The 23,322-nt window shown below is 51.2% G+C and carries 25 protein-coding genes; 4 read left to right on the top strand and 21 right to left on the bottom strand.

The window, feature by feature from the left end:
* Positions 1-69 precede the first annotated feature (69 nt).
* From GQE98_RS03330 to GQE98_RS03275, 12 genes are all read right to left on the bottom strand, one after another.
* The gene (locus GQE98_RS03330) at positions 70-516 is read right to left on the bottom strand and encodes a hypothetical protein (RefSeq protein ID WP_161314113.1); all 447 of its coding nucleotides are present in this window, start codon (positions 514-516) and stop codon (positions 70-72) included.
* A 2-nt stretch (positions 517-518) separates the two neighbouring features.
* Positions 519-2,027 (bottom strand): DUF3987 domain-containing protein, encoded by a 1,509-nt coding sequence (locus GQE98_RS03325; RefSeq protein WP_161314112.1) that lies wholly within the window; start codon positions 2,025-2,027, stop codon positions 519-521.
* A complete protein-coding gene (locus GQE98_RS03320; RefSeq protein ID WP_161314111.1) occupies positions 2,024-2,920 on the bottom strand; it encodes a DUF7146 domain-containing protein in 897 nt (298 codons plus the stop codon). Before GQE98_RS03320 ends, GQE98_RS03325 begins: the two co-directional genes overlap by 4 nt.
* Entirely contained in the window at positions 2,920-3,117 is a 198-nt protein-coding gene (locus GQE98_RS03315) for a hypothetical protein (RefSeq protein WP_161314110.1), read from the bottom strand. Before GQE98_RS03315 ends, GQE98_RS03320 begins: the two co-directional genes overlap by 1 nt.
* Positions 3,110-3,319 carry a helix-turn-helix transcriptional regulator gene (locus GQE98_RS03310; RefSeq protein WP_161314109.1) on the bottom strand — a complete coding sequence of 70 codons (210 nt, stop codon included), beginning with the start codon at positions 3,317-3,319 and terminating at the stop codon, positions 3,110-3,112. Before GQE98_RS03310 ends, GQE98_RS03315 begins: the two co-directional genes overlap by 8 nt.
* A gap of 51 nt (positions 3,320-3,370) precedes the next feature.
* A complete protein-coding gene (locus GQE98_RS03305; RefSeq protein WP_161314108.1) occupies positions 3,371-4,063 on the bottom strand; it encodes a hypothetical protein in 693 nt (230 codons plus the stop codon).
* Positions 4,063-5,256: a tyrosine-type recombinase/integrase gene (locus GQE98_RS03300; RefSeq protein WP_161314107.1), complete on the bottom strand. Its 1,194-nt coding sequence runs from the start codon at positions 5,254-5,256 to the stop codon at positions 4,063-4,065. The genes GQE98_RS03305 and GQE98_RS03300 overlap by 1 nt, the downstream gene beginning before the upstream one ends.
* A 274-nt stretch (positions 5,257-5,530) precedes the next feature.
* On the bottom strand, positions 5,531-6,415 hold the full coding sequence (gene purU / locus GQE98_RS03295; RefSeq protein ID WP_161314106.1) for a formyltetrahydrofolate deformylase: 885 nt from the start codon (positions 6,413-6,415) through the stop codon (positions 5,531-5,533).
* Between the two features lie 30 nt (positions 6,416-6,445).
* Positions 6,446-7,018, bottom strand: a complete 573-nt coding sequence (locus GQE98_RS03290; RefSeq protein ID WP_161314105.1) for a sarcosine oxidase subunit gamma — start codon at positions 7,016-7,018, stop codon at positions 6,446-6,448.
* Positions 7,011-9,968, bottom strand: a complete 2,958-nt coding sequence (locus GQE98_RS03285; protein ID WP_161314104.1) for a sarcosine oxidase subunit alpha family protein — start codon at positions 9,966-9,968, stop codon at positions 7,011-7,013. Before GQE98_RS03285 ends, GQE98_RS03290 begins: the two co-directional genes overlap by 8 nt.
* Entirely contained in the window at positions 9,965-10,252 is a 288-nt protein-coding gene (locus GQE98_RS03280; protein WP_161314103.1) for a sarcosine oxidase subunit delta, read from the bottom strand. Before GQE98_RS03280 ends, GQE98_RS03285 begins: the two co-directional genes overlap by 4 nt.
* 7 nt (positions 10,253-10,259) lie before the next feature.
* Complete coding sequence (locus GQE98_RS03275; RefSeq protein WP_161314102.1) at positions 10,260-11,510, bottom strand: sarcosine oxidase subunit beta family protein; 1,251 nt, start codon at positions 11,508-11,510, stop codon at positions 10,260-10,262.
* Positions 11,511-11,788: 278 nt separating this feature from the next.
* Between GQE98_RS03275 and GQE98_RS03270 the strand changes: the two genes are divergently transcribed.
* From GQE98_RS03270 to GQE98_RS03255, 4 genes are all read left to right on the top strand, one after another.
* Positions 11,789-12,142, top strand: a complete 354-nt coding sequence (locus GQE98_RS03270; protein WP_161314101.1) for a hypothetical protein — start codon at positions 11,789-11,791, stop codon at positions 12,140-12,142.
* Positions 12,143-13,375, top strand: a complete 1,233-nt coding sequence (locus tag GQE98_RS03265; protein ID WP_161314100.1) for an HlyD family secretion protein — start codon at positions 12,143-12,145, stop codon at positions 13,373-13,375.
* Between the two features lie 268 nt (positions 13,376-13,643).
* The gene (locus GQE98_RS03260) at positions 13,644-14,363 is read left to right on the top strand and encodes a tyrosine-type recombinase/integrase (protein ID WP_161314099.1); all 720 of its coding nucleotides are present in this window, start codon (positions 13,644-13,646) and stop codon (positions 14,361-14,363) included.
* A 205-nt stretch (positions 14,364-14,568) separates the two neighbouring features.
* Positions 14,569-15,099: an Lrp/AsnC family transcriptional regulator gene (locus GQE98_RS03255; protein ID WP_161314098.1), complete on the top strand. Its 531-nt coding sequence runs from the start codon at positions 14,569-14,571 to the stop codon at positions 15,097-15,099.
* A 17-nt stretch (positions 15,100-15,116) separates the two neighbouring features.
* On the opposite strand, the gene GQE98_RS03250 is transcribed toward GQE98_RS03255, so the two are convergent.
* The 9 genes from GQE98_RS03250 to GQE98_RS03210 all read right to left on the bottom strand — a co-directional run bounded on the left by GQE98_RS03250 (position 15,117) and on the right by GQE98_RS03210 (position 23,161).
* Positions 15,117-16,253: an ArgE/DapE family deacylase gene (locus GQE98_RS03250; RefSeq protein WP_161314097.1), complete on the bottom strand. Its 1,137-nt coding sequence runs from the start codon at positions 16,251-16,253 to the stop codon at positions 15,117-15,119.
* A 123-nt stretch (positions 16,254-16,376) separates the two neighbouring features.
* Positions 16,377-17,282, bottom strand: a complete 906-nt coding sequence (locus GQE98_RS03245; protein WP_161314096.1) for a polysaccharide deacetylase family protein — start codon at positions 17,280-17,282, stop codon at positions 16,377-16,379.
* Between the two features lie 41 nt (positions 17,283-17,323).
* A complete protein-coding gene (locus GQE98_RS03240; RefSeq protein ID WP_161314095.1) occupies positions 17,324-18,559 on the bottom strand; it encodes a Rid family hydrolase in 1,236 nt (411 codons plus the stop codon).
* A gap of 23 nt (positions 18,560-18,582) precedes the next feature.
* On the bottom strand, positions 18,583-19,617 hold the full coding sequence (locus GQE98_RS03235) for a 2Fe-2S iron-sulfur cluster-binding protein (protein ID WP_161314094.1): 1,035 nt from the start codon (positions 19,615-19,617) through the stop codon (positions 18,583-18,585).
* A 47-nt stretch (positions 19,618-19,664) separates the two neighbouring features.
* Positions 19,665-20,654 carry a ferritin family protein gene (locus GQE98_RS03230; RefSeq protein ID WP_161314093.1) on the bottom strand — a complete coding sequence of 330 codons (990 nt, stop codon included), beginning with the start codon at positions 20,652-20,654 and terminating at the stop codon, positions 19,665-19,667.
* Between the two features lie 52 nt (positions 20,655-20,706).
* Complete coding sequence (locus GQE98_RS03225) at positions 20,707-20,997, bottom strand: MmoB/DmpM family protein (protein ID WP_161314092.1); 291 nt, start codon at positions 20,995-20,997, stop codon at positions 20,707-20,709.
* 31 nt (positions 20,998-21,028) lie between these two features.
* On the bottom strand, positions 21,029-21,358 hold the full coding sequence (locus GQE98_RS03220; RefSeq protein WP_202526056.1) for a Rieske 2Fe-2S domain-containing protein: 330 nt from the start codon (positions 21,356-21,358) through the stop codon (positions 21,029-21,031).
* Between the two features lie 3 nt (positions 21,359-21,361).
* Entirely contained in the window at positions 21,362-21,622 is a 261-nt protein-coding gene (locus tag GQE98_RS03215) for a toluene-4-monooxygenase system B family protein (RefSeq protein WP_161314091.1), read from the bottom strand.
* A 42-nt stretch (positions 21,623-21,664) separates the two neighbouring features.
* Complete coding sequence (locus GQE98_RS03210) at positions 21,665-23,161, bottom strand: YHS domain-containing protein (RefSeq protein WP_161314090.1); 1,497 nt, start codon at positions 23,159-23,161, stop codon at positions 21,665-21,667.
* Positions 23,162-23,322: the final 161 nt, after the last annotated feature.

The following is a 23,322-nucleotide window of genomic DNA, read 5'->3' as shown; positions in this document are numbered from 1 at the left end:
TCGCTCCCAGTTGCTTCTAGGTTGGCACGCTCCTTCGCTACAGTGACATGCGACACTCGAAGATCTTCTTCAGCCATCTGCTGATTGCGACATTGCCTCGTTGCTTCGTTTACGTCTCCATGCTTTCCAGCATTTCTTACCGTGTTTCCCGCTGTAATGAATAAGCGCGCCATCCCCAAGTATGACCCAACCTGTGTCATAGACAGGAGTGAACTCACCACATTCAGCGCAATTGTTCTGAACTATTGGCAGGCCAGGTGGGTGGCTATTTATCCAAGCGATAATTTTCGCTTCTGCATTATCAGGCGTGACAATAGTGATTTTAGTGGCACGTTTTTCAATTTCACCTGTATCAAGCGGCTCGGTGTTTTCGGAATATATCGCTGCTAAAGTTGCTAATCTTTTGTCTGGCTGGGGTGTCTCGTGCCAAACTTTAGCAGGATTAGCAACTTTAGCAGGGCTGTGTCCGGGATTTGGCAATTCTGAAAATGGGTCGAATTTGGGGAGTATGCTCATCCTTATTCCTCCCAAACTTTCCAGGCATCACGGTATTTGTGCCCGTCAATGACCGCGCCACCATCGGCGGATGCAACCCAATTATGTTCCTCTAGAATTTTCATCACCTTCCGGGCAGCGGAAGCCGTGCGTATTTGGGAAGGGCCAAACTGGTATATGTATGACAACGGCACTGTTGAGCCAGAATATCTTGAAAGCAACCAATCCAGCACGAATTGAGCGGTTCTCAGGTTCTCTGAAACCATCCCTATCGAAAATAGCCGCATTGCTTCTTCGGCGTAGAACTGGGCAAGGACAATGCCAGCACCCATATGATCTGGCGACAGTAACCGTGTGTTGAGGTTATCCACCAACGCAATTACTGCTCCCAGACGCGCCGCGTGTTCAGGTAGTTTCCCGGCAAGTCCCCGTATAGGATCAAAAGCACCGCCTGAACCAAGCCCGCCCTCAATATGATCAGCAAATTGCACCCACTTGCTTCGTGCCTCAGCGGATAGTTTGATAACGTGAGGCGAAAGCTCGTTTCGTGTATTCTCCACCAGCGGAAAGGGTGTTTTCAGGATACTGAGGAGACGCGCACTGTATTGTGTCAGCGCGATGTCCGCCCTTGCATCGGCCTCTTTCCACAACCTTGTTCCAGCGGCAGATTTTGGAGCTACAACCAGTAAGCGTGAGAGAAAGCCCTGGTCCGCGAGTACACGGTCAGACAGCATAATTGCCGCAACATCAGGTTGGGCCATCAAATGGATTGCGAGGCGTCGTCCGGAAATTATCACGGAGCCATCGCCAGCTCTGATCCTCCGGATTGGTTCGCCATCCCAAAGAGAAGAATAACCTGCGACCGACAACAGCTTTTTCTCCTCTCTCATTCCGTGACCACCAATGAATTGACCACCTTCTGCAGAAAAAACACCAACGGATGGCTGACCATGGAGAAAATGCTTCGCCAACCCTTCAATAGTCGGTTCGGGTGCGAACAACATGGGACCTAGCGGCGGCTCCGGTTTCGGTCCGAGTGCAGCGAGAGCGATATTCTTTTCGTCGGTGCCGGGATACTTTTGCTTATCAGACAAGATTTGCTGGCGCTGCTTATCCCATGCGTCAAACCTGTTTTTATGGTCCAGAATCTCTACCCAATATTCCTCGCGTAAATCAGCTTCGTGTTGAATGATCGCTCTAAGCGCCTCGGAATCACAGGCAGACTTCCTTTCGCCCGATCCGGCCACGGTTACCAGGAAGTTCGATAAGGGCTTGATTTGACCTGTCGGTAGCTCAATATCCGCGTGACCCTGAACTGCCAACGTAGCGGCTCCCAAAACGCTTTGAGCACATATCGCTATCGGGGCTTGGGTCTTTTCGTGAATTGCCAGGGCCGCTTTTTCGAGTGTTGGGCCTAAATGCTGCACCGGGTACGATTCGGGATCAGGAAGCTCACGCATCAACGGTCGCGGCCCCTCAATCTTAAAATTTTCAGCTGCGTCTGAAAGGCGTTCTATGACGTTCGTTTTCACAGTATGCCACCATTAAGTAAATCGTTGAAATCAGCACCTACCGGGGGCAGGACTATTCGGACTCGATGGCCAATTCGTATCCACCGTTCGGCTGCTTTTTCGGCTGCGCGGTTGCCGCGTCCGTTCTTGTCGTTGTCTGCAAAAATTCTAATTTCCGGCACCACCTCACGCGGCGGGACTATGAGCGATTCAATTCCGCCCGCTGACAATGCAGCCCAGGTCGGGATGCCGGTTTCTTGTTGGACAGAAAGGCCGGTTTCAATGCCTTCTGTAATGGCAAGGATTTTGCCAATCGTGGCCAGGCGAACTGCTCCACCAGCGCATTGGCCCATCATTTTCTTGGGACTTGATAGCTGGGCTTTTCCAGTGCCGTCAGGAAGCAAAAATGTCCGATGGAGGCCCGAAATTTTTGATGACGGCCATTGAGTAACTGCCGCCACCATTGCCCCAAAGTATAAGCCAGTGTCAGCGTGTCTCAGGGCCTTGTGGAATCTGATTGTCGGGGGTGCTTCATCGATACCCCGAGATGCTAGATAGACCGCTACGGGCGTCTCTGTGGCCTCTTGGGACTCTTTCCAGATAGACCGGCACCATTTGAAGCGTTGGCGGTCCTTTTCTCGTGTTTCGGCGTCACGTTTGCGGCGTTCCGCATCAATACGGGTTTGCCGTTCCGGGTCAACTTCTGATAATTGCCACTCAGGGAGAAGCCCGCGACGGCGGAGCTCGTCTTTGATATCAGAGTATTCACAACCGGCGAAGCAGTGGACAATGACATTTCCGTCCTCACTATCAATAATAGACAGGCTTGGCTTTCTATCGTTATGGGCAGGACAACAACAAACACCATTGCGACCGCCTAATGCTGTTATAATTTCTGAGGCGGTGCTACGCATCAGGCCGCAATCGCTTCGCATTCAGCGTTGCACGCTTCAATCCAGTCGAGGGTTTCCTGGAGGGGCCACCCCGGTCGCCCGTGGCGAAGTCGGACCATGTGCCAGCTAAAACGAAGGTTAAGCCCGCGAATGCCTGAAGTCGAATGCGCCGCCCATACCGTCGCAGGCGCGCCCAGGGTCGGGGAAGGGTCAGCCATTGCTTGCGCCCCCCCATGCCAGAGCGACCTTGTCGCGCATTGCGCGCAGGTGTGTGTCAACGTCACCTTCTGGCCAATAGAGCCGCCCGCCTAGCTTTATCGGCTGCGGCAGTCGGCCCGCTTCGAGGTCGAGATAAATTGCAGAACGTGAACGCCCGCCAAGCTTGGCGCGCAGTTCGGTGAGGGTGAGATACTGTTGCATTTCGCACTGTCCTTTCTCGTAAGGTGCAGTGTGAATGTGTCGTTTCCCGACCTAACGAGCGTGGGGTTTATTCATAGCCGCTGTCGCCCCCACAGCTTTTTGGTATTCTTTCCACGCGTCCCGAGCAGCATTGTATGTCGCGTTAGGCCAGTTCTCGCCGTGTGCCCGCCTTTCTTGAACAACCCCATTCCAGATTTCGGCGGCTATATCGCAACCCGACTCAGAGTGACCGGTTGCTGAATTGCGAGTTGGGTCAATGCCTGCCCGGTCGCGCAGGACAAGGATTGCAGCTACAAGTGAACTATCTCGGGAACGCGTTTCTGGGCTAGACGTGCGAGTTCGCTTGATACGGCCGTTGAGCACCCAATTTTTTACTAATTGCGTCATTGGTTTTGGAATGGGTCGAGAAAAAGCAAGCGCATTGCAGAAAATCGTCAACAGGACTTCCAAGGCATATGGATTCCGCGTCTGTTCGTAAACCTCAACAAGTTCCGGCAACTTATCTACGTTGAAGGTCAAGTCATAGGTTTCTGGTCGATAATCTTTCCCTTCACCCGGAGTTGTCTCGGGCAGTACGGCAAATAGCTCGATTTGCTCGCGAAAGGCGAGTTCTTGGCGGGGCCTTGGTTGAGAACGTACACTTCGCAACATGCGTGTGGCGAAGTGTATGACGGTCTTCCTATTATCAGATAAGCTTGGCTCGTCTGACGGCATATTGGCGGAACTGAAATTTTTCCGTGCCATCACACCGCCCCCGCCAGCTTAACCACCTGCCCAGCGCCGCCGGTCACATGGTCGGCCCAGCGTTCGGCCAGAGCGCGGCGTTGCTCGATAAAATCAGTGCGCCGATAGGCGCGTACCACGCCGCCATCCACAACATGCGCGAGCATTGTCTCTGCCACTTCATGCGGGGTGTCGGTCGCCTCTGCCAGCCATGTGCGCAGGCTGGTGCGAAATCCATGCGGGCGCGCTTCCAGCCCGCGCCGTTCCATGTGCCGCGAAAGCGTCATGTCGCTGATCACGCCGCCGCGCGTGTTGGGAAACAAAAAGCCGCCTCGGGCATGCGGGCGTGCAAGGTCGATAATGCGCTGGGCTTCACGCGACAGCGGTACGCGGAAAGCTTCAGTTGCATCTTTGCGGCCCTTCATGGCTTCGGCTGGCACGGTCCATATGTTGCCTTCGATCTGGTCCAGCCGCAAAGTGCGCAAGGGGGTTGATCGCAGTCCGGTCAGAATAACAAGGCGTAAGGCCAGATGGGTTAGCGTTGGCTCTTCAAGGCTGGCATAGAAGCCCGGCACATCGGCCCAAGCCATTGCTGGAATATTCTTTGGGACATGCCGCGATTTCCCCAGAAGTGCTTTTGCCTTGTCGGTCGCTTGTAAATCTACATCCAAGCCCAGCGCCGCTGCATGACGCAGCACGATTGAAAGCCGGTTCATTGCCTTGCGTGCCGTGTCGGCCTTAACATGCCAGATTGGTGCAAGTGTGTCTCGGATATCGCGCTGGTCAAGGTCGGTTACAGGCATGCGGCCCAGTTTCGGTAGCACGTGAAGGGTCAGAGGCGAAAGCCATCGCCCCGCCGTTCCGTCGCCTTTCAGTTCAGCCTTGCGGGCTTCGAAAGCATCGGCGGTTAACACGTCTAGTGATATATTTTCGCGCCGTTCGGCCCGTTCTTCAGCTTTGCGTACCTTCACCGGGTCACTGCCAGTCACCGCCACGTTACGCCAGCGTTCGGCCTGTTTGCGGGCTTCGGCCAGAGATAGGGCGGGATAACCACCGAGACCCATTTCCCGCCGCCGTCCGTGAACGGTCACGCGCAGCACCCATTGCGCGCCGCCATCTTCGCGCTTCACCAGCCAAAGCCCCGCCCCGTCGCAATGTTTGCCTACTGGAGCGGATTTTAGAAAGGCTGTCGTCAGTCTGTTTTTTGCCCGCATTTTTCATCCCCCTAAATATCCACCTTAGGTTAGTGGGTGCGGAAGAACACGGCAAGACAATTATGGATACTTTAACCCACGTTTTAGGGGGAATATATGCAGAATTGGATAGCTAAAAACAATATGAAACAAATGGCTGGTGCCCCCCAGCGGCACCATTTCCAAATAAATTACAGCAACGTTGACAGCCGCACCTGGTTTGGCTGATGTCTGTTGCCTTCTCGTGAATTCATTCTGGCCTATGTGGTTTCCTCAAAAGGGTGCGCCGCTCCGTCTATCCCATGCGTTCAGAGGCGTAGCTGCCAGGGCTTGCCGGAAAAACGACTGTCTTGTTGCCGTTCAGAAAAACCCGCCGGTGAATATGGGCATGAATAGCACGGGAAAGAACCTGGCTCTCCACATCGCGGCCGAGACTTACGTAGTCCGCCGGGCTCTGCGCATGGCTGACACGGATGGTGTCCTGCTCGATAATCGGGCCTTCATCAAGGTCCGCCGTGACATAATGCGATGTAGCGCCAATCAGTTTAACACCCCGTTCAAACGCCTGTTTATAGGGATTTGCGCCCTTAAAACTGGGCAGGAAGGAGTGATGGATATTTATGATCCGTCCCGACATCTTCTGGCACATCTCATCGGAGAGAACCTGCATGTAGCGAGCGAGGACAATAAGCTCGGCACCCGTTTCCTCGACTATTGCCATTTGCCGGGCTTCGGCCTCTTTCTTGTTTTCCTTTGTTACCCTGATTTGGTGAAACGGAATATCGTGATTGACGACAACTTTCTGATATTCGAAGTGATTGGAAATGACGGCGACAATCTCGATTGGCAGCGCCCCAATCCGCCACCGGTACAGGAGGTCGTTCAGGCAATGGCCAAAGCGCGATACCATGATAACGACTTTCATTTTCTCGGCTTCATCATGGAAGCTGAAATCCATGCCCAAGCGCTCCCCGACTTCCGCAAAATTCTCCGATAGTGTCGTCAGATCCTTGCCTTCTTCGCTTTGGAAGCTGATCCTCATAAAGAAGTTACCGGTTTCCTGATCGTCGAACTGGGCGCTATCAGTAATATTGCAGCCGTTTGTGGCAAGGAAAGCAGAAATGGCGGCGACGATACCGCGGGTAGATTTGCATTTTACTGTAAGCGCAAATGATTGCATGACGGAAACACCTTCCTAACAGGCCCGATGTCAGGCGACGTTATGTGCGACCTTGACGAGACTATGATAAAGCGAGGCCGCCGAGGAGCGGGGGCCAAGAATAGTGAACTTCCTAAAGGATTCACGGCAAATGATCAAGCAGCCCAGATGTTCGATTAAACATCTTGTGGTATCGCCTGCCATCATGGCTTTGCCGTTCAAGTTGCAAAGACGCTCCATTAGCGGGATCAGATTATTGCCGATGATATCAAAAACAACCCAGCCATCTGTCTGTTCGGTCACGCTGGCTGTATCTTTGATGAGGCTCTTAATTTCGCGCGCAAAATCGGGATGCGCGGCATATGACGCGATCAGGAACCATTGGCCAACACCGGTCCAGATCGTGGAGACATCGCTTGTAAAAACGGACCGGCCCGGACTTGGCAGCTCTCCGCCAAGCGCTGGCATTAGAAAAGTCTGAAGATCCTTATCCCGCCTGTGCCGAACCGCAATGGAGGTAATCGCGAGATCGGGATTTTCTTCTATCGTGAGACTGCCGATTTTCTCAATTCTTGGCGAATGGTCTCCAAGTGCAGCGAGGGGGGTAAGTATTTGATCAGACACGAAGCCGCTCTCCCTCAGGATCGATGAAATGGGGGCTGGTGACTTCCCCTTCAATTTCAAGATTATCAATTGGGCTTACGATGCGGATCACCTCGCCAAGGCGCTGATCGCCTTTTTTGAGGAAAGCAAGGGCGATGGAGGCGCCGATATGCGGCGAATAGGCGGCGGAGGTGACCCAGCCCTGATCATTCGCCGCATTTGCGATTTCCCCGACATTCATCAGATGCGCTCCTGAAAGGATCGGATCCCCTGCGTTTACCGGCTTTAACCCGACGAGCCGGTAATCGTCTTCCCGCAGAAGATGCGGCCTGCCTGTGAGAACTCGTCCGATGCTATCTTTCTTTTGGGAAACCATCCGTCCCATCCCGAGCATGGCGGCGGTGCTCTGGCCGTTTAATTCATTCCCGGCGGAATGCCCCTTTTCGATCCGCAACACACCAAGGGCTTCTGTGCCATAAGGAACGACGTCAAATTCCTTCCCTGCCTCCATCAGGCGACGAATGAGGGCATCACCATATCTTGTCGGTACAGCGATCTCATAGGCCAGCTCGCCAGAGAAGGAAATACGGAACAGCCGTGCGCGCAAACAGCCGCAAATGGTGATCTCCCCGCAGGCCATATAGGGAAAGCCCTCGTTAGAGATATCATGGGTGGGATCGACAATCTTTTGCAGGAGGTCGCGGGCATTTGGTCCCGCGACTGCGAACTGCGCCCAGGCCTCTGTCGTTGAGATAAGCTGCACATCAAGCCCTGGCCAGAGGCACTGTCGGCAAAACTCCATATGCCGGAAGACGGGGACGGCATTGGCGGTTGTCGTCGTGACGATAAAATGATCCTCGGCGAGGCGGGCAGCTGTCCCGTCATCCATCGCAAATCCATCCTCACGTAGCATCAAACCGTAGCGGGTCTTGCCAACTGGCAATTTAGCGAAGCCGTTACAATAGATATGGTTGAGGAATTCTGCAGCATCTGCACCCTGCACATCGATCTTGCCCAGCGTCGTCACATCGCAGATGCCGACGGATTTCCGAACGGCTATCACTTCCCGATCGACGGACTGTCGCCAGTGGGATTCTCCCTCAATCGGGAACCATTGCGCGCGCAGCCAGTTGCCGGCCTCGACAAAGACCGCACCCTGTTCCTCCGCCCATTTATGGCTGGGGGTAAGGCGGTAGGGGCGGAATTCCTTGCCGCGGGACCCTCCGGCGAATGCCCCTATCGACACCGGTGTATAGGGAGGCCGAAAAATGGTGGTGCCAACATCGGGGATGGTTTTCCCCTCCATTTCGGCAAGGACTGCGAGTGCGCCGATATTGGCAGTCTTGCCTTGATCCGTCGCCATACCAAGTGTGGTGTAGCGCTTCACATGCTCGACAGATTTAAAACCTTCCTGATGGGCAAGCTTGATGTCCTTGACGGTCACGTCATTTTGCAAGTCCAGCCAGGCGCGTCCTTTCCCACCCTTCACATACCAGAAGGGAGCAATATTGACGGGTGCGTCTTCCGCCTTGGGAAGGATTGGCGTTCTGGCGGAAATATCCAGCTCCTTCAGGGCCTCGATGGCTTTTCCTGCGCCCGATAGAAGCGCGCCATGGGTTGAGAGGATACCTGCCGCCGCGCCCGCAGCACGCAATAGGGGGTCGGTGTCTGTTGCGGGTACAAAAGCGGAGATTTTGTCATTCCAGATAGGCCTGCCGCGCTTGTGACAGGTGAGATGCACATTCGGGTTCCATCCGCCTGCAAGCCCAAGTGCTCCGCAGGCGAGCTCCTTCATTGATCCATCCCGAAGCTGGACTTGTATTGATTTCAGGCCGAGGCGACCACGGCTATTCACAACCTGTGCGCCTGAAAGAACCTCGAACTCGGTGGAGGGAGGGGCATCAATGCGACAATCGACCAGAGCGACGATATTGACCCCTTGGGCACTCAGGTCCCGCGCGGTGCGATGTCCGTCATCATTATTGGTGAAGATGGCAATGTCCTGCGATGCCGTCGCGGCCCAACGGTTGGCGTAGGCGCGCATCGCGCCCGCCAGCATAATGCCCGGCCTGTCGTTATTCTCAAAGGCGATGGGTCGCTCAGTTGCTCCGGCGGTGAGCAGGGCGCGTTTCGCATAAATCCGCCAGAGTACTTGTCGAGGTTTATGAGAGATTGGCTCAGGAAGATGATCTGATACACGCTCTACTGCGCCGAAAATGCCGTGGTCATATTGACCGAAAACGGTTGTCCGCGACAAAAGCCTGACATTTGCAAGCGATTGGAGCTCTGAAATAACAGTGGCTGCCCATTCGCTGCCGTCCTGTTCAGATAGCAGATTTCTCTCCGCCAGCAGCCGTCCGCCAAATATAAAATCCTCCTCCGCAAGGATAACCTCTGCGCCTGCCCGCCCCGCTGTCAGGGCGGTGGCAAGCCCGCTCGGCCCCGAGCCAATAATCAACAGGTCGCAATGCAGAAAGCCCTTATCATAGTTATCCGGATCTTCTTTTCCATACAACCTCCCTAGTCCCGCCGCACGGCGGATAGCCGGTTCATACAGCTTCTCCCAGAAGGCCGCTGGCCACATAAAGGTTTTGTAATAAAATCCGGCGGAAAGGAAGGAAGAGAACGCGTCGTTAAAGGCAAGTGCATCGAAGCGAAGGGAGGGAAAGCGGTTCTGGCTGCTCGCTTCCAATCCATCAAAAAGTTCCGCTACGGTGGCGCGGGTGTTTGGCTCGCGCCGAGCGCTGCTTCGAAGTTCGACAAGGGCGTTGGGTTCTTCCGATCCAGCCGAAAAGACACCGCGCGGACGGTGATACTTGAAACTCCGCCCCATCAGGCGGACATCATTGGCGAGCAGAGCGGACGCCAGCGTATCCCCCGCGTAGCCGGTATAATTCTTTCCATCGAAGGAAAAAGAGAGTGGGCGGCTCCGGTCGATCAGGCCCCCATCGAGGCGGCTTTTCTGGCTCATTTGTCCCGCCCTCGCCGTTTCGCATATTCAAAGGCCAGCTCGACATGAGTTATCTCATGCGTTCTTGTGTCGCGTGTCACCACCAGCCAGGAACGATCCCCCTGCTCATGAAACCAAAGCTCCTTATGGCTGCCTGCGGGGTTATCCCGCAGATAGAGATAGTCGTGAAAGTCATCGAGCGCGGTCTCCCCACTTGCGTCCGGACGGTCGATCAGACTGGCATCACCCAGATAGACAAATTCCTGTGCATCGCGCGGGCCGAGTAAGGGGTGATTGATAATCATGCGCGCCTCAATGCAGGTTCGGCTGGGCGCCCGCGCCCTTTTCATCGATCATGGCGCCGGCTCGGAAGCGGTCCAGCCGCAACTCGGTTGCCGTTTCATGCGGAGCATCAGTTGCCAGCAGATGCGCAAACGCATAGCCGGAAGCCGGCGTTGCCTTGAACCCGCCATAGCACCAGCCGCCATTGAAGTAGAGCCCCTCAATCGGTGTTTTATCGATGAAGGGGGAGCCATCCATCGACATATCCATCAGCCCACCCCACATCCGCAAGAGTCTTGCCCGGCCGATCATTGGCATCAGGGCCATGCCGCCCTCAAGCACATCCTCCACTACCGGCAGGTTGCCGCGCTGGGCATAACTGTTGTAACCGTCAATATCGCCACCAAAGACAAGCCCTCCCTTGTCCGACTGACTGATATAGAAATGCCCGGCACCAAAGGTTATAACGCCAGGGATAAGGGGCTTCAGCCCTTCAGAAACAAAAGCCTGCAGGACATGGCTCTCGATCGGAAGGTGGAGCCCGGCCATTGCCATCACGCGGGAGGAACTGCCCGCGACAGCGACGCCGACCTTCTTCGCGCCAATATATCCACGGCTAGTCTCTACCCCTTTAACGAGGCCCTTTTCGATCTTGAATCCGGTTACTTCGCAGTTCTGGATGATATCCACCCCATGGCTGTAAGCGGAGCGGGCATAGCCCCAGGCAACAGCGTCATGACGTACGGTGCCGCCGCGCCGCTGCAACAGACCACCCTTGATGGGAAATCGCGCATTTTCGAAATCAAGGAAGGGTGCCATCTCGCGCACTTGGTGCTGATCCAACAGCTCTGCATCTGCACCATTCAGGATCATCGCGTTGCCCCGTCTCCGAAAGGCATCGCGCTGGGCATCGCTGTGGCAAAGGTTAAGGATTCCGCGCTGGCTGACCATGGCGTTATAGTTCAGGTCCTGCTCCAGCCCCTCCCAGAGTTTGAGCGCAAATTCATACAGAGGCTCATTCCCGTCAAGCAGATAGTTGGATCGGATAATCGTTGTATTGCGCCCGACATTGCCGCCGCCGATCCAGCCTTTTTCCAGCACGGCAATGCGCGCTTTCTTATAGATCTTGGCAAGATAATGCGCAGTGGCCAACCCGTGCCCGCCACCACCCACAATTATATAGTCGTAATCCGGTTGCGGCGCGGGATCTCGCCACACGGGTTTCCATCCAGTGTGACCTCGTATGCCTTCAAGTAGTATCCTAAGAGCGGAATAACGCAATCAATACTCCTTACTATCTTCAACCGACCATCGCATAAAGTTAATCGGCTCATTGTTCTGGCAGGGTCATGATTGACATCAAAAAAGACATGAGATGCATAATAATAATTGGGAAAAACCGTCGGAGAAAGAAAAAGTTCCCGTCGACTGAGATTATGTCAATGTCAGTTTCTTTATACTTACAGTTGTTGAGGCGTTACAGCCCCAGGTTTTTAGAAAAAATTTGTAGCAATATAAATTAATTGAATATAGTTTTGCTCTGATAAAGGAATAAGAGCATGAATGAACTGAAAAACGTTAGAATGCCCGAGAACTTACCTTCTTTTTTTACGGCGCCTGGGGAAACTGACAGGCTATTCGTGATTGTTGTCATTCTTTTGATTTTGGCATTACTCGTCTTTGGAAATTTATATTTCAAGCTCCACGCCCTGCCGGAAAAAATGGCGCACGGGGTAAACAGCATCCAGTTTCAGCTTGTCGGTATTTTAGCGCTTTTAGCGCTTTTTACTCATATCAATCTCTTCTGGGTACTTGCCTTGATCTTAGCCGTGGTTCGCATCCCGGATTTTATTTCCCCCTTAAATGCCATTGCCCGAGCGGTTGAGCGGCTGACGGATCGGAGTGATAAGTAAGTGATTGAAATTATTCTCTGTTCTTTAGTTACGATACTTCCAGATTATCTTTATCGGCGATATATGCAGGACATGCGCTGGGGGAGAGAACTGACTATTTTCTCGGTTTGGTATCAGCTGCGTTGGGGCATTACCGCCTGTGTTTTGTTGTCTGTATCATTCATCACAATCATTTTCTATTATCACCCTACAACAGAAAATGTTTCTTCCTTTTTTCGCACAATTACCATTGTCCCCGAAACAAATGGTCGAGTGAGCAAGATATTTGTAGAGAATAATGAAACGGTAGAAGCTGGTGATCTTATCTTCAAGCTCGATGACATGCTGCAAACAGCAAATGTCGAGATTGCGCAGCGGAAGATTGAAGAAATCGAATCCGCTATTCTCGTAGCAACTTCGGAACTGGAGGCAGCTAAGGCGAAAATTAGTCAGGCGGAGAGTGCCTATGCAAAAGCCCTGGATGACCTCACTCGCAAGGAAGCTCTCAGCAAAAGAAACAACAGCGTTGTGTCAGAGAGTGAATTAAAGAGTTACCAGTATGACGCTGATATTCAAAAAGCGGCAATCGCCGACGCAATTGCCAATGCCAGCGCAATTGAATCGAAACTGACCAGCCTTCTGCCGGCACAACGTGAAAGCGCCATCGCGTCTCTCGACCGGGCACAGGTCGAGTTGGAGAAGACTAATGTTTATGCGGGCGTATCGGGTAAGGTACAACAGTTTGCTCTTCAGGTTGGAGATTATGTAAATCCATTTCTTCGGCCTGCCGGCATTCTTGTTCCTTCCGTTCGAGATGTCCGGCGCTTTCAGGCTGGCTTCAACCAGATTTCCGCGCAGGTTCTGAAGCCGGGCATGGCGGCAGAACTCACCTGTGTTTCCGCTCCATTTGAAATTATACCAATGGTCATTGTTGAGGTTCAGGATGTAATTGCGTCAGGGCAGTTCCGGCCCACGGATCAGCTACGGGATATCCAGAGTGGAGCTCGCCCGGGCACATTGCCTGTGTTGATGGAACCTCTTTACCCGGAACAAGTAAGATCAATACCGCCCGGCAGCGCGTGCATTGCGAATGCCTATACCGATAACTACAGGGTGTTAGAGGAACCCGAGACGGGATTCATGAAGGCCCTTTTCCTGCATGTTGTTGATGCCACTTCGGTTGTTCATGGGGCCATTTTGCGTATTCAAGCTTTGCTGCTGCCCGTCAGAGTACTTGTACTTTCCGATAACTAGAGGTTTCTCTGATATCCAGGCCCGCCCCTTCCGGGAATTGATTGTTATGGTTATCAACCGCTAGCAAGATAAACCAGCTTCTAGGAAGCGGGCAGTCTTCGTTGCATCAAGCAAGACGTTTGTTTCATCGAAGTCCAGCTTTTAAGAGTTTGTTTTCAGGCTCATCGAACACGTAAATTAGCTGATATCCGTAATCCCCGAAAAAGTATTATCTTCTTTGAGATGATTTTTAAGAACTAATGCACAATTTTTTGTAGGGCATTAGTCATTGAAAAGATTGGCGCACCCGACACGATTCGAACGTGTGACCTCTGCCTTCGAAGGGCTATTGGGGGGAATATTCTCGTTTGCTTTTGATGGCGGCCTGATCAAAGAAAATCCGGTTCGCGGGGTAAAGCGCTTTGCTGACAGGAAGGGGCAACGGTATTTAAGCCAGACGGAACTGGTTTCGCTTGGAAAAGCGTTGAGAGAGGCCGAACAGAAAGGTGAAAACCTATTTGCAATAGCCATCTTAAAATTATTGATTTTCACAGGATGCCGCAAAGGTGAAATTGAATCCCTAAAATGGAGCGAAGTGGATTTTCAAAGTGACTATTTGTGGCCTGAGGATTCTAAGACCGGGGCAAAAGCCATACCGCTTAATGCTGGGGCAATGGAAACTCTAAATGGTATTGCCGCGTTGGATGGATCGGATTTTGTCTTTCCGGCACATCGCGGCGATGGATATTATCAAGGCACACTGAAAGTTTGGATGCGAATTAGAGAAGAGGCCGGGTTAAACGACGTAAGGCTTCACGATCTGCGACACAGCTTTGCAAGTGTGGCTGTATCAGGTGGAGCTAGTCTGCCGGTCATTGGAACATTGTTGGGTCATAGCAGCACGACTATAACACAGCAATATGCTCATTTACACGACAATCCATTGCGTTTAGCAACAGAAGCCGTTGGTATTAAAATTACAGAAGCCTTTTCAGAGAACGACATCTAATTCACAAACCCAAGGAATAATTACAATAGGGTTACGAGGTGTCTAGTGAATCTATGTCTATTACAGTTGGTAATTACCTACATTAAATTGTATTTCTAGGGAGGCATAATGGGTTAGAACAACTCTTAAAATATTTCGAAATACATTGAGCGAAACTTTTTGACTTAAGAATGTATTCCTCAACGAAAAAGGTAAGTTTAGACAGATGACAAAGAAGACAAGCGCGACCGAAAATACAGAAAAAACAAGCGCTAATAAAAACGGAACTGCGCAGCAGCAATCTTCTCAATACAATACTGATAAACTTAGCAGACAAATTCTAGCTCTCCTGCAAGAAAATGGACGACGTTCTTACACATCGATCGCCAGAGAATTAGGTGTGTCGGAAAGTGCTGTTCGGTCGCGGGTCAGCCATCTTGAGGAACACGAACATTTACGCTTTATCGCGGTAATCGACCCTGTTCATATTGGATATAAATGCTGGGCAGTACTTGGGATAACTGTGGTGGCGGGCAGCAGCCCGCATGAACTTGCCTTGGAATTTTCCAAAATACCGCAGGCGATATGGGTAAGTGTTATCGGCGGAAAATTCGACCTGATGGTTGAGGTCTGGGCCGAGTCATCGACTGAGCTTCAGGAGTTTCTTGAGGAATTCTGTTATTCAAATAAAAATATTGCTTCGGTTGATACGATGGTGGGAATGCAAATCTACAAATGGGGCGCCCCTCCATTGTAAAATGGTTGGATGTCAATTCAGATAGTTAAACACCACCGTTTCAATATTGATGTGTAGATTTCCACCGCTTGGTGAAGTTTATCAATTTCGCAATACTCGTCTGTTTTATGTGCAACAGCGGCATCACCAGGCCCGATTATTATTGTTGGCGGATTTCCAAATGCCGGGGTTAGCACCGATGCATCGGTAAAGTACTTTGCTGTCTCTCCAGTCAAAGGAGTACCAAGAATTTTTTCGGTGCAATTAAATACATCCTGAATCCACAAATCAGAGAAATCAGAAATTACGCCATCAACATCGACAGTTGCTTCAAGCGATACGTCCTGGCCAATATATTGTCCGAGATGCGTGATAATCGTTGAGTGATCCTGGCTGGGGATTGTCCGGATATCTATGTCAAATTCTGCGTAATCTGGCACCGAGTTCACATTTATCCCACCTTGTACTCTTCCAACATTAATTGAGGGACTCCCAATAACACTGTGTGGAGGAACGTTAAAGCCAAAGTTTTCAATTTTTCCGATCGCCTGACATGCGGCATAAACTGCATTAATGCCGAGTTCTGGTGTTGAGCCATGGGCCGTGATACCGCGACAAACCGCCCTTAGCCACAATGCACCTTTGTGCCCGATTAACGGCTTGTTTGAGGTTGGTTCACCGACAACAATCGCACCTGCGCGACCAAGAATTTCCGGCCTTTCAGATAGGGCTTTCGCGCCGTCACAACCTGTCTCTTCGCCACCTGTTAAAACAAACACTATCCCTTGTGTATCCGATATTTGCTCGGCAAGATCGATTGCCGCAACGATCATCGCCGCGACCCCCCCTTTCATGTCGGTCGTTCCGCGCCCGTATATCTTATTGTCGTGAATATCGCCGGCAAAGGCATCGAATGACCACGGTTCCGTGCCAAGAGGTACTGTGTCGAGATGACCTGTAAAGCAAATGGGTAGGTCATCTTTATCTTGCCGTCCCAACCTTGCGACAAGATTGGACCGTCCTTCGGCAAATTCAGCCAAGTCTACGTCAAACCCGGCTTGCTTCAATAAATCAGCAAGATAGCTGTTGCATTGATGCTCATTCCCCGGCGGATTGATGGTATTCATACCCACCAACGCGCGGGTCAATTCAATTACATTGGGATACGCGGTCACGTCGGTTCCTACTCTGTCGTTGAAAACCCAAGGCAAAGGACACCTGAAAACTGGGACCTTCGCCTTGGGTCATGGCAAACCCTATGTCACCATCTCATGGCAAGCAAAGAGAGTACTGTTTGACTAGGCAAGCGGGCGGTCTTTGATTTCGGGAATCGGCCCATCGTAATATGGCAGTTCATCTACTCTTGGTGTCCAACTGCCGTCATCGATACATTTTTGCACATGGAGTGCAATCTCTTCCATGGTTGCAAACCATACGCCGCCACGATTCTGCATTTCTTCAATCATCTTCGCAACCCGTTCACAGCGAGCGAGGCGTCCCGACACAAAGGGATGCCAAATGGTGACCCACAGTCCGCCATACTTCAGCATTGCCTCGAATTCTGCCATGAAGACATTCATCGCTTCATCAGGTGACTTGATCGGCATCATGTAATTCATATCCGGTGAATGGGTATAATGTGGCCAATCATCCATTGCCCATTGGCTTGGCAATTCGATGACTTTCCCTTTACTAGTTTTCAACACATAAGGGATGTCATCGCCCATCAAGCTTGCATCATAGATAAAGCCCTGTTCGACCAGATAATCAATTGAGTGCTTCGAGAAATTGTAGAGTGGCGCCCGCCAACCACGAGGACGCTTCCCTGTCATTTTCTCGATCACGGCAATTTGCCGCTCAAACCAATAAAGCTCGTCTTCTGCACTCAGATTGTTCGGGTTTTCGTGAATATAACCATGTGCGGCAATTTCGTGACCACCCTCAAGAATCATATCAACAAGATGCGGGTAACGCTCCATGCACCAAGCGGGATAGAAGAAGGTCTGCTTTATCTCAAAGCGTTTATACATCTCAAGAATGCGTGGAATAGCGACCAGATCATATTTGAGCCAAGACATCGTCGATAGTTTCGTCGGGGCCTGTTCACGATGTTCGAGATGCAGAATACTGTCTGTATCTATGTCAAAAGTGATAGCACAGGCGACCTTATTGCCATTTGGCCAAGGCACTGGATTACTGATCATAATATCTTCTCCTTAATATACCGATTTTAGCCACTAAATTGTCATTTCAAGGCAATACAATCTGCCTGCACCAGCAAACCCGGACGCGCGAGTTCGTGCACCCTGACAGGTGTCAGTGCGGGATGGGCGTTTGGTGCCATTTCAGACCAGACCGCCAACAGTGTATGGAAAGCGTCTTCTGCATCCGGACCCTCTCCGACGATGAATAGATTGAGTTTCACGATGTCATCCAGAGTTGCGCCATCTTGGGCGAGCACTTTCTGCAAGCGCTCAAATACAATTCGCGCCTGCCCGGATATATCATCAGGACACAAGACTGAATTGTCTTCATCGAGCGCCACCTGGCCACCTACATATATTTCTCCGGCAGCACTTACTCCATCTTCAAACTTGGCGGGTTGATAGCGCCCACCTAATTGACCATCAGACAGAGTTTTCCGATTGGGATCTATGATGGCCATTGCATCTATTTCCAAATCCAGCCCCGGATAAAGCAAGTCGACGGAAAATGCACTGAGAACGGGTCCCGGCTGATCGATAAACTCGGCCGATATATCCATGATTTTATCCGCGAACGTTTTTCCAGAGGGCTCAACGCTATCGTGTTTAAAACAGACCTTGATACGAACCAGATCCTCGAATGACGCACCGGCATCTTCCAGCACATTGCCGATAAATTTGTATATTTCGCGGGTTTGCGCCTCCAGGTCACCAACATGCACAGGGTTGGCCGCCTTGTCGGCAGAAATCTGACCACCGACGAAGATACGTTCACCAATTTTCCAACCTTGCGAAAGGGGGACGGCAATGCTCCAGTCCCAGCTATCATCAGGCATGATACGCTCACGATTTTTCCGAGACTCACCGCGCAAAGCGACACCCTCGATCTGAATTAGCTGGCCCTTGTAAGGCATCCCCTTGACCCTTACTGCTGTTGCCGCGGGACCAGGATCTGGAAAATATTGGAGCCTTACTTGGGTCATGCTTTCCCAATAAGCTGTCGCCTCTTCGTCAGGTCCATCGAATACGTAATAGGTGTTCAGACGAACAAGGTCGCTCATTTCAAGCCCGACTTGCGCCAGGCTGGCTTTCATGTTTTCAAAGACGTTACGTGTCTGGGCGGCGATATCACCTGGATCGAGCACATTACCATTTGCGTCCAGCGATTGCTGGCCACTGATAAAAACTTGGTCGCCGACGATCACTGATCGTGCGAACGGCGAACTATTTCGCCAGCTCCACGCATTTTCCTTTGGGTACACAATCTCTTTACTCATAAGTCTGTATGTCCTCTTAATTATTAAAAGAATCGGTCGTAATGGAGCTGATCCACAGGAATTTTGCGGTCGAGAATTAGATGACGTCGAACCGCTTCAACCATGGGCGGCGGACCGGCGATATAGAAATCCATTTGACTGCAATCGTCTGGTAGAGCCTGCGCCAAGTATTCGTGAACGAAGCCAGATGGTCCTACACAGTCTGCGGAAGGTTCAGAGACTATCGGAATATATTGTGTTCCAGGGTCGAACCCCGGAACGCTCAAAAAGTAATCTGGATCAACGACATCTCTCTGTGAGCGAGCCCCATAATATAAAATCGGTTGATCTGCTCGGTCCTGCAACTCGGCAACACCGCGCAAGATTGAAACCATTGGGGCGAGCCCAGAACCGCCGGCGATGCAAATGATCGATCGTGGTGAGTTGGCGTCCAGGTGGGCGACGCTATAAGGCGCGTCAATTGTGATGGATAACTCAGCTAGATTGCTCTCAAACAAAACGGCGGTTGCTTTGCCACTTGGAACTCGCTTGATTTGGAACTCCCAAATGCCCGCGTCGTTTGGCGTATTTGACATGGAATAGCTGCGCGCACCTGAAACACCCGGAATATGCATCCTGCTATACTGTCCAGACAGGAAGTTCGCTGGCTCTTCTGATTGAAACCGGAATGTCCACAGGTCGTGCGTCAAGGGCGTACGAGATATGAATTTTAGTGCTTTTATTGAGGGACGAATTTTTGGTGCATAGGAGCTGTCAAGCTGGAGTTCGATGACACAGTCACTCTCGGCCCGGCAAGTACATGCCAGATGTTTATTTTTGCGACGGTCAGAAGGTCGCAGTCCTGGACAAGTTTCATAGTCTTCCCTTATCGATCCTTCGATAAGTTTAAACTTGCAGCTCCCGCAGCCGCCGGAATTGCACTCATAAGGAGCACCGATACCAGAGCGCAACAAACTTCCGAGAATTGTATCCTTGCTATTCGTCTCAAATGACAAATCGCTGTTTGCAATTGATACCCGAAATGTATCTCCCTTGGTAACGGCTTTCAGTTCCTGCAATTCCGGTTCCTCCTGCGGCTAACAGTCAAATTGTCTGATCCAATGACTCAATCACCCAAACCGAGGCTTCGGTGGAACGCCTCGACATTGGCGATCGCATTGTCGGCCGCACCATCACTCTCTGGCAGAGCGGAACAATAGGTTTCAATCGCCTTGCGGGCGAGCGGCATCCATTTGTCGATCCAACCCGCTATTACTTTGTTGTTTCCAGGGTGACTGAGAGAGAAGGCGACCGTCGCCGCGCTCCATCGACGAGATCGATCACTGTCGAGGAGTTGGTTGTCAGCCAGGTGACTTAATAGTTGATCACCATTGTGTCTTGCCGTAGCACCAAGTTGTCTAAGTGTTTCATCCACGGCTACTTTTGCCACCAGATTGGAGGCAACAAAATTTTCCCCCCAGTCGTAGGTGATCAACACCTTCTCCATGAGTTCCCGGATACCTTGCCACGCGGGATCATTTTCCCAATAGTCACGTTCCTTTTTTCCAAAACCGCGATCAGGATGGGCAATCTGCAGCTCACGAGTGCGGTAAGCGATCCGCGACATCCAGCGGAATTCATCACCTTCCTGAAAGCCGGCAGCAGCAGTAAGTGTGCTGGCTGGTGCAATCTGCACGAGATATGCAGCATTCATTTGCAGTGCGGACTGAAGATAGCGTCTGGGGGTGTAGAGACGCTCTAAAACGTCCAGCCATCTTGGTTCTAAGTCTTGGTCATGTCCAATTTCGTTGTGCTCATTTACAAGACCATCAACATACTCTTCCTGTGAGTCCTGCTTGCGAGTATAAACCCGATAGATCAACTCATCGGGGTCGCGAAATTCTTCCCAGTCTTCATGCTGCAAGGCGCTATTGAAAACGTTCTTTTCGTACCATTCATTCATTGCCAGATCAGGCGCTGGTGACAATTCATAGGCCTGGTTGGCGTGGCGATTTCGAGTTTGCAAGTTGGTCGTTACGATCTCGTATTCACTGGGGCGGCGTTTCCTTGCTGCCAATTTGCTCCAGGTTTTCATTTTTCTTAGTTCAACAGGCATGTGTCATCTCCTTGATGGGGGCGATCTGAAACTAAACTGCGCCAACAAATAGTTATTTTGATAAGAAGCGGATCTGATCGGTGCTAACGCGGATAAAGCCCTCGAATGCCGGCATGGCAGATTCGATGTCACTGGAAGCAACGTCGCTTCCGAGCATGTCGCCAACAGTTTCAAAACGAAGCAGACATTCACCTTCAACTTTTATCCGAAAGTAGGATTCATGCTCTTCAATGATGATGTCGCGTCCTTTGTTGTCTTCCTGGATTGCTTCAATAACAGCATCACCAATTTCGCCTTTACGCATGACAGGCCCGACATATCGGTCTTCATTTACATTCGCCATCACATAGCTCCTTAATTAGGTGCCCGCTGTTTTAGTTGTTTGCGGGCAATACGGCGTACACATGGTCATTTTCTACTTTTGCCGGATAGGCATTGAGAGAGACACCTTCGGGATTAACCCCTTTGCCGGATATGGCATTGAACTGCCACAAATGGGCCGAACAGGTTAGAATGCAGTTCTCAAATTCACCCTCAATCAGCGGGTGATCCTGGTGGGGGCAGACCGGGTCGTAAGCTCTGATTTCACCACCCTCGACATGAACAATCAGTACCTCCTGTCCATCAACCTCAAAGACGTCCATTTCTCCTTCCCAGACGTCGTCAAGCGCGCATATTTTCGTGAATTCGGTTGTTTCGCTCACCGTTCATGCTCCCATGGAAATATCGATTGCTTCCATCTTGAGAAGGTTCGCATCCTTCACTGTTACATCATTCGGCAACAAGTCATCCGAACCATGGATCCGCGCATGGAATATGGTATTTTCAGGAAATGGGGCGACTAGATAACCGACGACACCGGCCAATGCCTTTTTTACAACCTCGGCAATGGTATCTGTTTCGCTGACCATGATGATTTTGTATCCGTAGTCACCCTGGACACAGCATGCGAGTGGAAAATTGTCCATTTGAGATTACTCCTTGAACACTTGATATCGTTGGGGGATTAACTATTCGGCGGCTTCGCGTATTACGTTGTATCCGTCGATCCATTCATAATCGTAACCATCGACACCGCGCTCGGCCTCGCTTTGGCCCATATACTCAAACAATCCGTCAGGTCCTGGCGGAACAGTACCGTCAAGAACTCGATCAATGATGCTTGTGTGGCCTTTGTAGCGCTCTGGCTCTTCCTCAAATATCCATTTGCAGACAGAAGAGCAGAAATGATAACGACGACCGTCTAGTTCCAGATTGTAGTTGACGGGATGCCAGTGATCTCCCACACCTCCGGCAACCTCTAGCCCGCACATGTTGCAAACTAGCGGCGGAACGGGAGGGACCGTTTTCTCCAGATCACCGTTGCGTATGTTCTCGGTGACAACGTCCCAGCACTTCCCGTAGCTTTCATTCCAGCCAGGGTATTTTTTCTCCAACCACTCACGTTCATCTGGAGAGACACCTGCAATTGGCCGCCACCATTGCAATGCACGATAAACATAAAGACCGATTTGCTGTGCATGATGAAATGACTCAATGTCTTTGTGGAGTTCGTCCCAATACCATGGAAGATCCAGCCCCAGTGCGACGACGGAACGACCGAATTGTCCGATCACCCATTCTTCCATAAACTCCTTTAATGAGTGTTCGCGATGCTCAATCGGTGTGTAGTAATCCATACCAACGCCACTCAGAACAGAGAACTGCTTCCACATCCGCCAGAAGGCGATATCAACCAATTTCTGTGCTTCTTCTTTTTTCCCGTTCGCGCACATAATCCGAACAAGAGGCTCGCCAATCTGGGCATGGCGGGCCTCGTCCGTCTGGACGCTAGTCAGCATCGTGGCAAATGTGTGATCGCCGCACTTGGCAGCATCTGCCGACAACGCCACAAACTGAAGGTTTGTAAAAGACTGCTCAAACCCTACGGTTAGCATGATCGCCGCAGTGGTTGCGTCACGGGTATGACAGATGTCATCTAGGGCGTGGCGAAGGCTGATTGGAATCCAATTCTCGGTTTTCGATGATTTGTGGCACCAGTCAAAAACGGCATCATGTTTAAGAAATTCATAGCCAAAGAAAATCTGGATCTGTCCATGGCGAATCTCGTCCAGCGTTCCAAAGGTTGCCATGTTCCGCATGCCCGGGCTTCGGCCAAATCGGGATTGTCGTGCGAAGCAGGATGCAGAGTGAAACTCTGACCAACCGACAGTGCTAAAATGCAGTGCCAACAATGCCTTCCAGTGAGGAGATGCATTCTCGAAAAATTTCGATCGCGCCAAAGCAGCCTTTACAGAGTATGCAGAGACATCTTTATCCCGCTGCATGCGCACATATTCTCGGTAGCTAATTTTATAGGGCTCGTCGAATTTCTCCCATTCTGAAATTGGGATGTCGAAATCATTGGACATGGGTTTGGGGAACATTTCATCTACGCGAACATAGCTCGGCGTCCAACTGGTCTCGCGCGCTAGATCGTACCAATCTTCCATTTTCAACATAGCCATTTGCTTAAACTCCTAATTATTCAAGTGCTTCACGTCCGAAAATACTTTCGAAGCATCACCGCGTTGGCGCAATTCCAACCCACGAGAAATAAGTTTTGTTGGCAAAACAACTTTTGCGTATCACCCAGACTCGAAAGGCAAGCAGATAAAAACGAATACTG

The sequence above is a fragment of the Sneathiella litorea genome (assembly GCF_009882915.1).
Classification (GTDB): Bacteria; Pseudomonadota; Alphaproteobacteria; order Sneathiellales; family Sneathiellaceae; genus Sneathiella; species Sneathiella litorea.
This window is presented reverse-complemented; position numbering and strand designations above follow the sequence as displayed.

Coding starts and splice junctions, on each gene's coding strand:
- GQE98_RS03330 (WP_161314113.1), bottom strand. CDS start 516: ATGAGCATACTCCCCAAATTCGACCCATTTTCAGAATTGCCAAATCCC.
- GQE98_RS03320 (WP_161314111.1), bottom strand. CDS start 2,920: ATGCGTAGCACCGCCTCAGAAATTATAACAGCATTAGGCGGTCGCAAT.
- GQE98_RS03315 (WP_161314110.1), bottom strand. CDS start 3,117: ATGGCTGACCCTTCCCCGACCCTGGGCGCGCCTGCGACGGTATGGGCG.
- GQE98_RS03310 (WP_161314109.1), bottom strand. CDS start 3,319: ATGCAACAGTATCTCACCCTCACCGAACTGCGCGCCAAGCTTGGCGGG.
- GQE98_RS03305 (WP_161314108.1), bottom strand. CDS start 4,063: ATGGCACGGAAAAATTTCAGTTCCGCCAATATGCCGTCAGACGAGCCA.
- GQE98_RS03300 (WP_161314107.1), bottom strand. CDS start 5,256: ATGCGGGCAAAAAACAGACTGACGACAGCCTTTCTAAAATCCGCTCCA.
- purU (WP_161314106.1), bottom strand. CDS start 6,415: ATGCAATCATTTGCGCTTACAGTAAAATGCAAATCTACCCGCGGTATC.
- GQE98_RS03285 (WP_161314104.1), bottom strand. CDS start 9,968: ATGAGCCAGAAAAGCCGCCTCGATGGGGGCCTGATCGACCGGAGCCGC.
- GQE98_RS03280 (WP_161314103.1), bottom strand. CDS start 10,252: ATGATTATCAATCACCCCTTACTCGGCCCGCGCGATGCACAGGAATTT.
- GQE98_RS03270 (WP_161314101.1), top strand. CDS start 11,789: ATGAATGAACTGAAAAACGTTAGAATGCCCGAGAACTTACCTTCTTTT.
- GQE98_RS03255 (WP_161314098.1), top strand. CDS start 14,569: ATGACAAAGAAGACAAGCGCGACCGAAAATACAGAAAAAACAAGCGCT.
- GQE98_RS03245 (WP_161314096.1), bottom strand. CDS start 17,282: ATGATCAGTAATCCAGTGCCTTGGCCAAATGGCAATAAGGTCGCCTGT.
- GQE98_RS03240 (WP_161314095.1), bottom strand. CDS start 18,559: ATGAGTAAAGAGATTGTGTACCCAAAGGAAAATGCGTGGAGCTGGCGA.
- GQE98_RS03230 (WP_161314093.1), bottom strand. CDS start 20,654: ATGCCTGTTGAACTAAGAAAAATGAAAACCTGGAGCAAATTGGCAGCA.
- GQE98_RS03225 (WP_161314092.1), bottom strand. CDS start 20,997: ATGGCGAATGTAAATGAAGACCGATATGTCGGGCCTGTCATGCGTAAA.
- GQE98_RS03215 (WP_161314091.1), bottom strand. CDS start 21,622: ATGGACAATTTTCCACTCGCATGCTGTGTCCAGGGTGACTACGGATAC.
- GQE98_RS03210 (WP_161314090.1), bottom strand. CDS start 23,161: ATGGCTATGTTGAAAATGGAAGATTGGTACGATCTAGCGCGCGAGACC.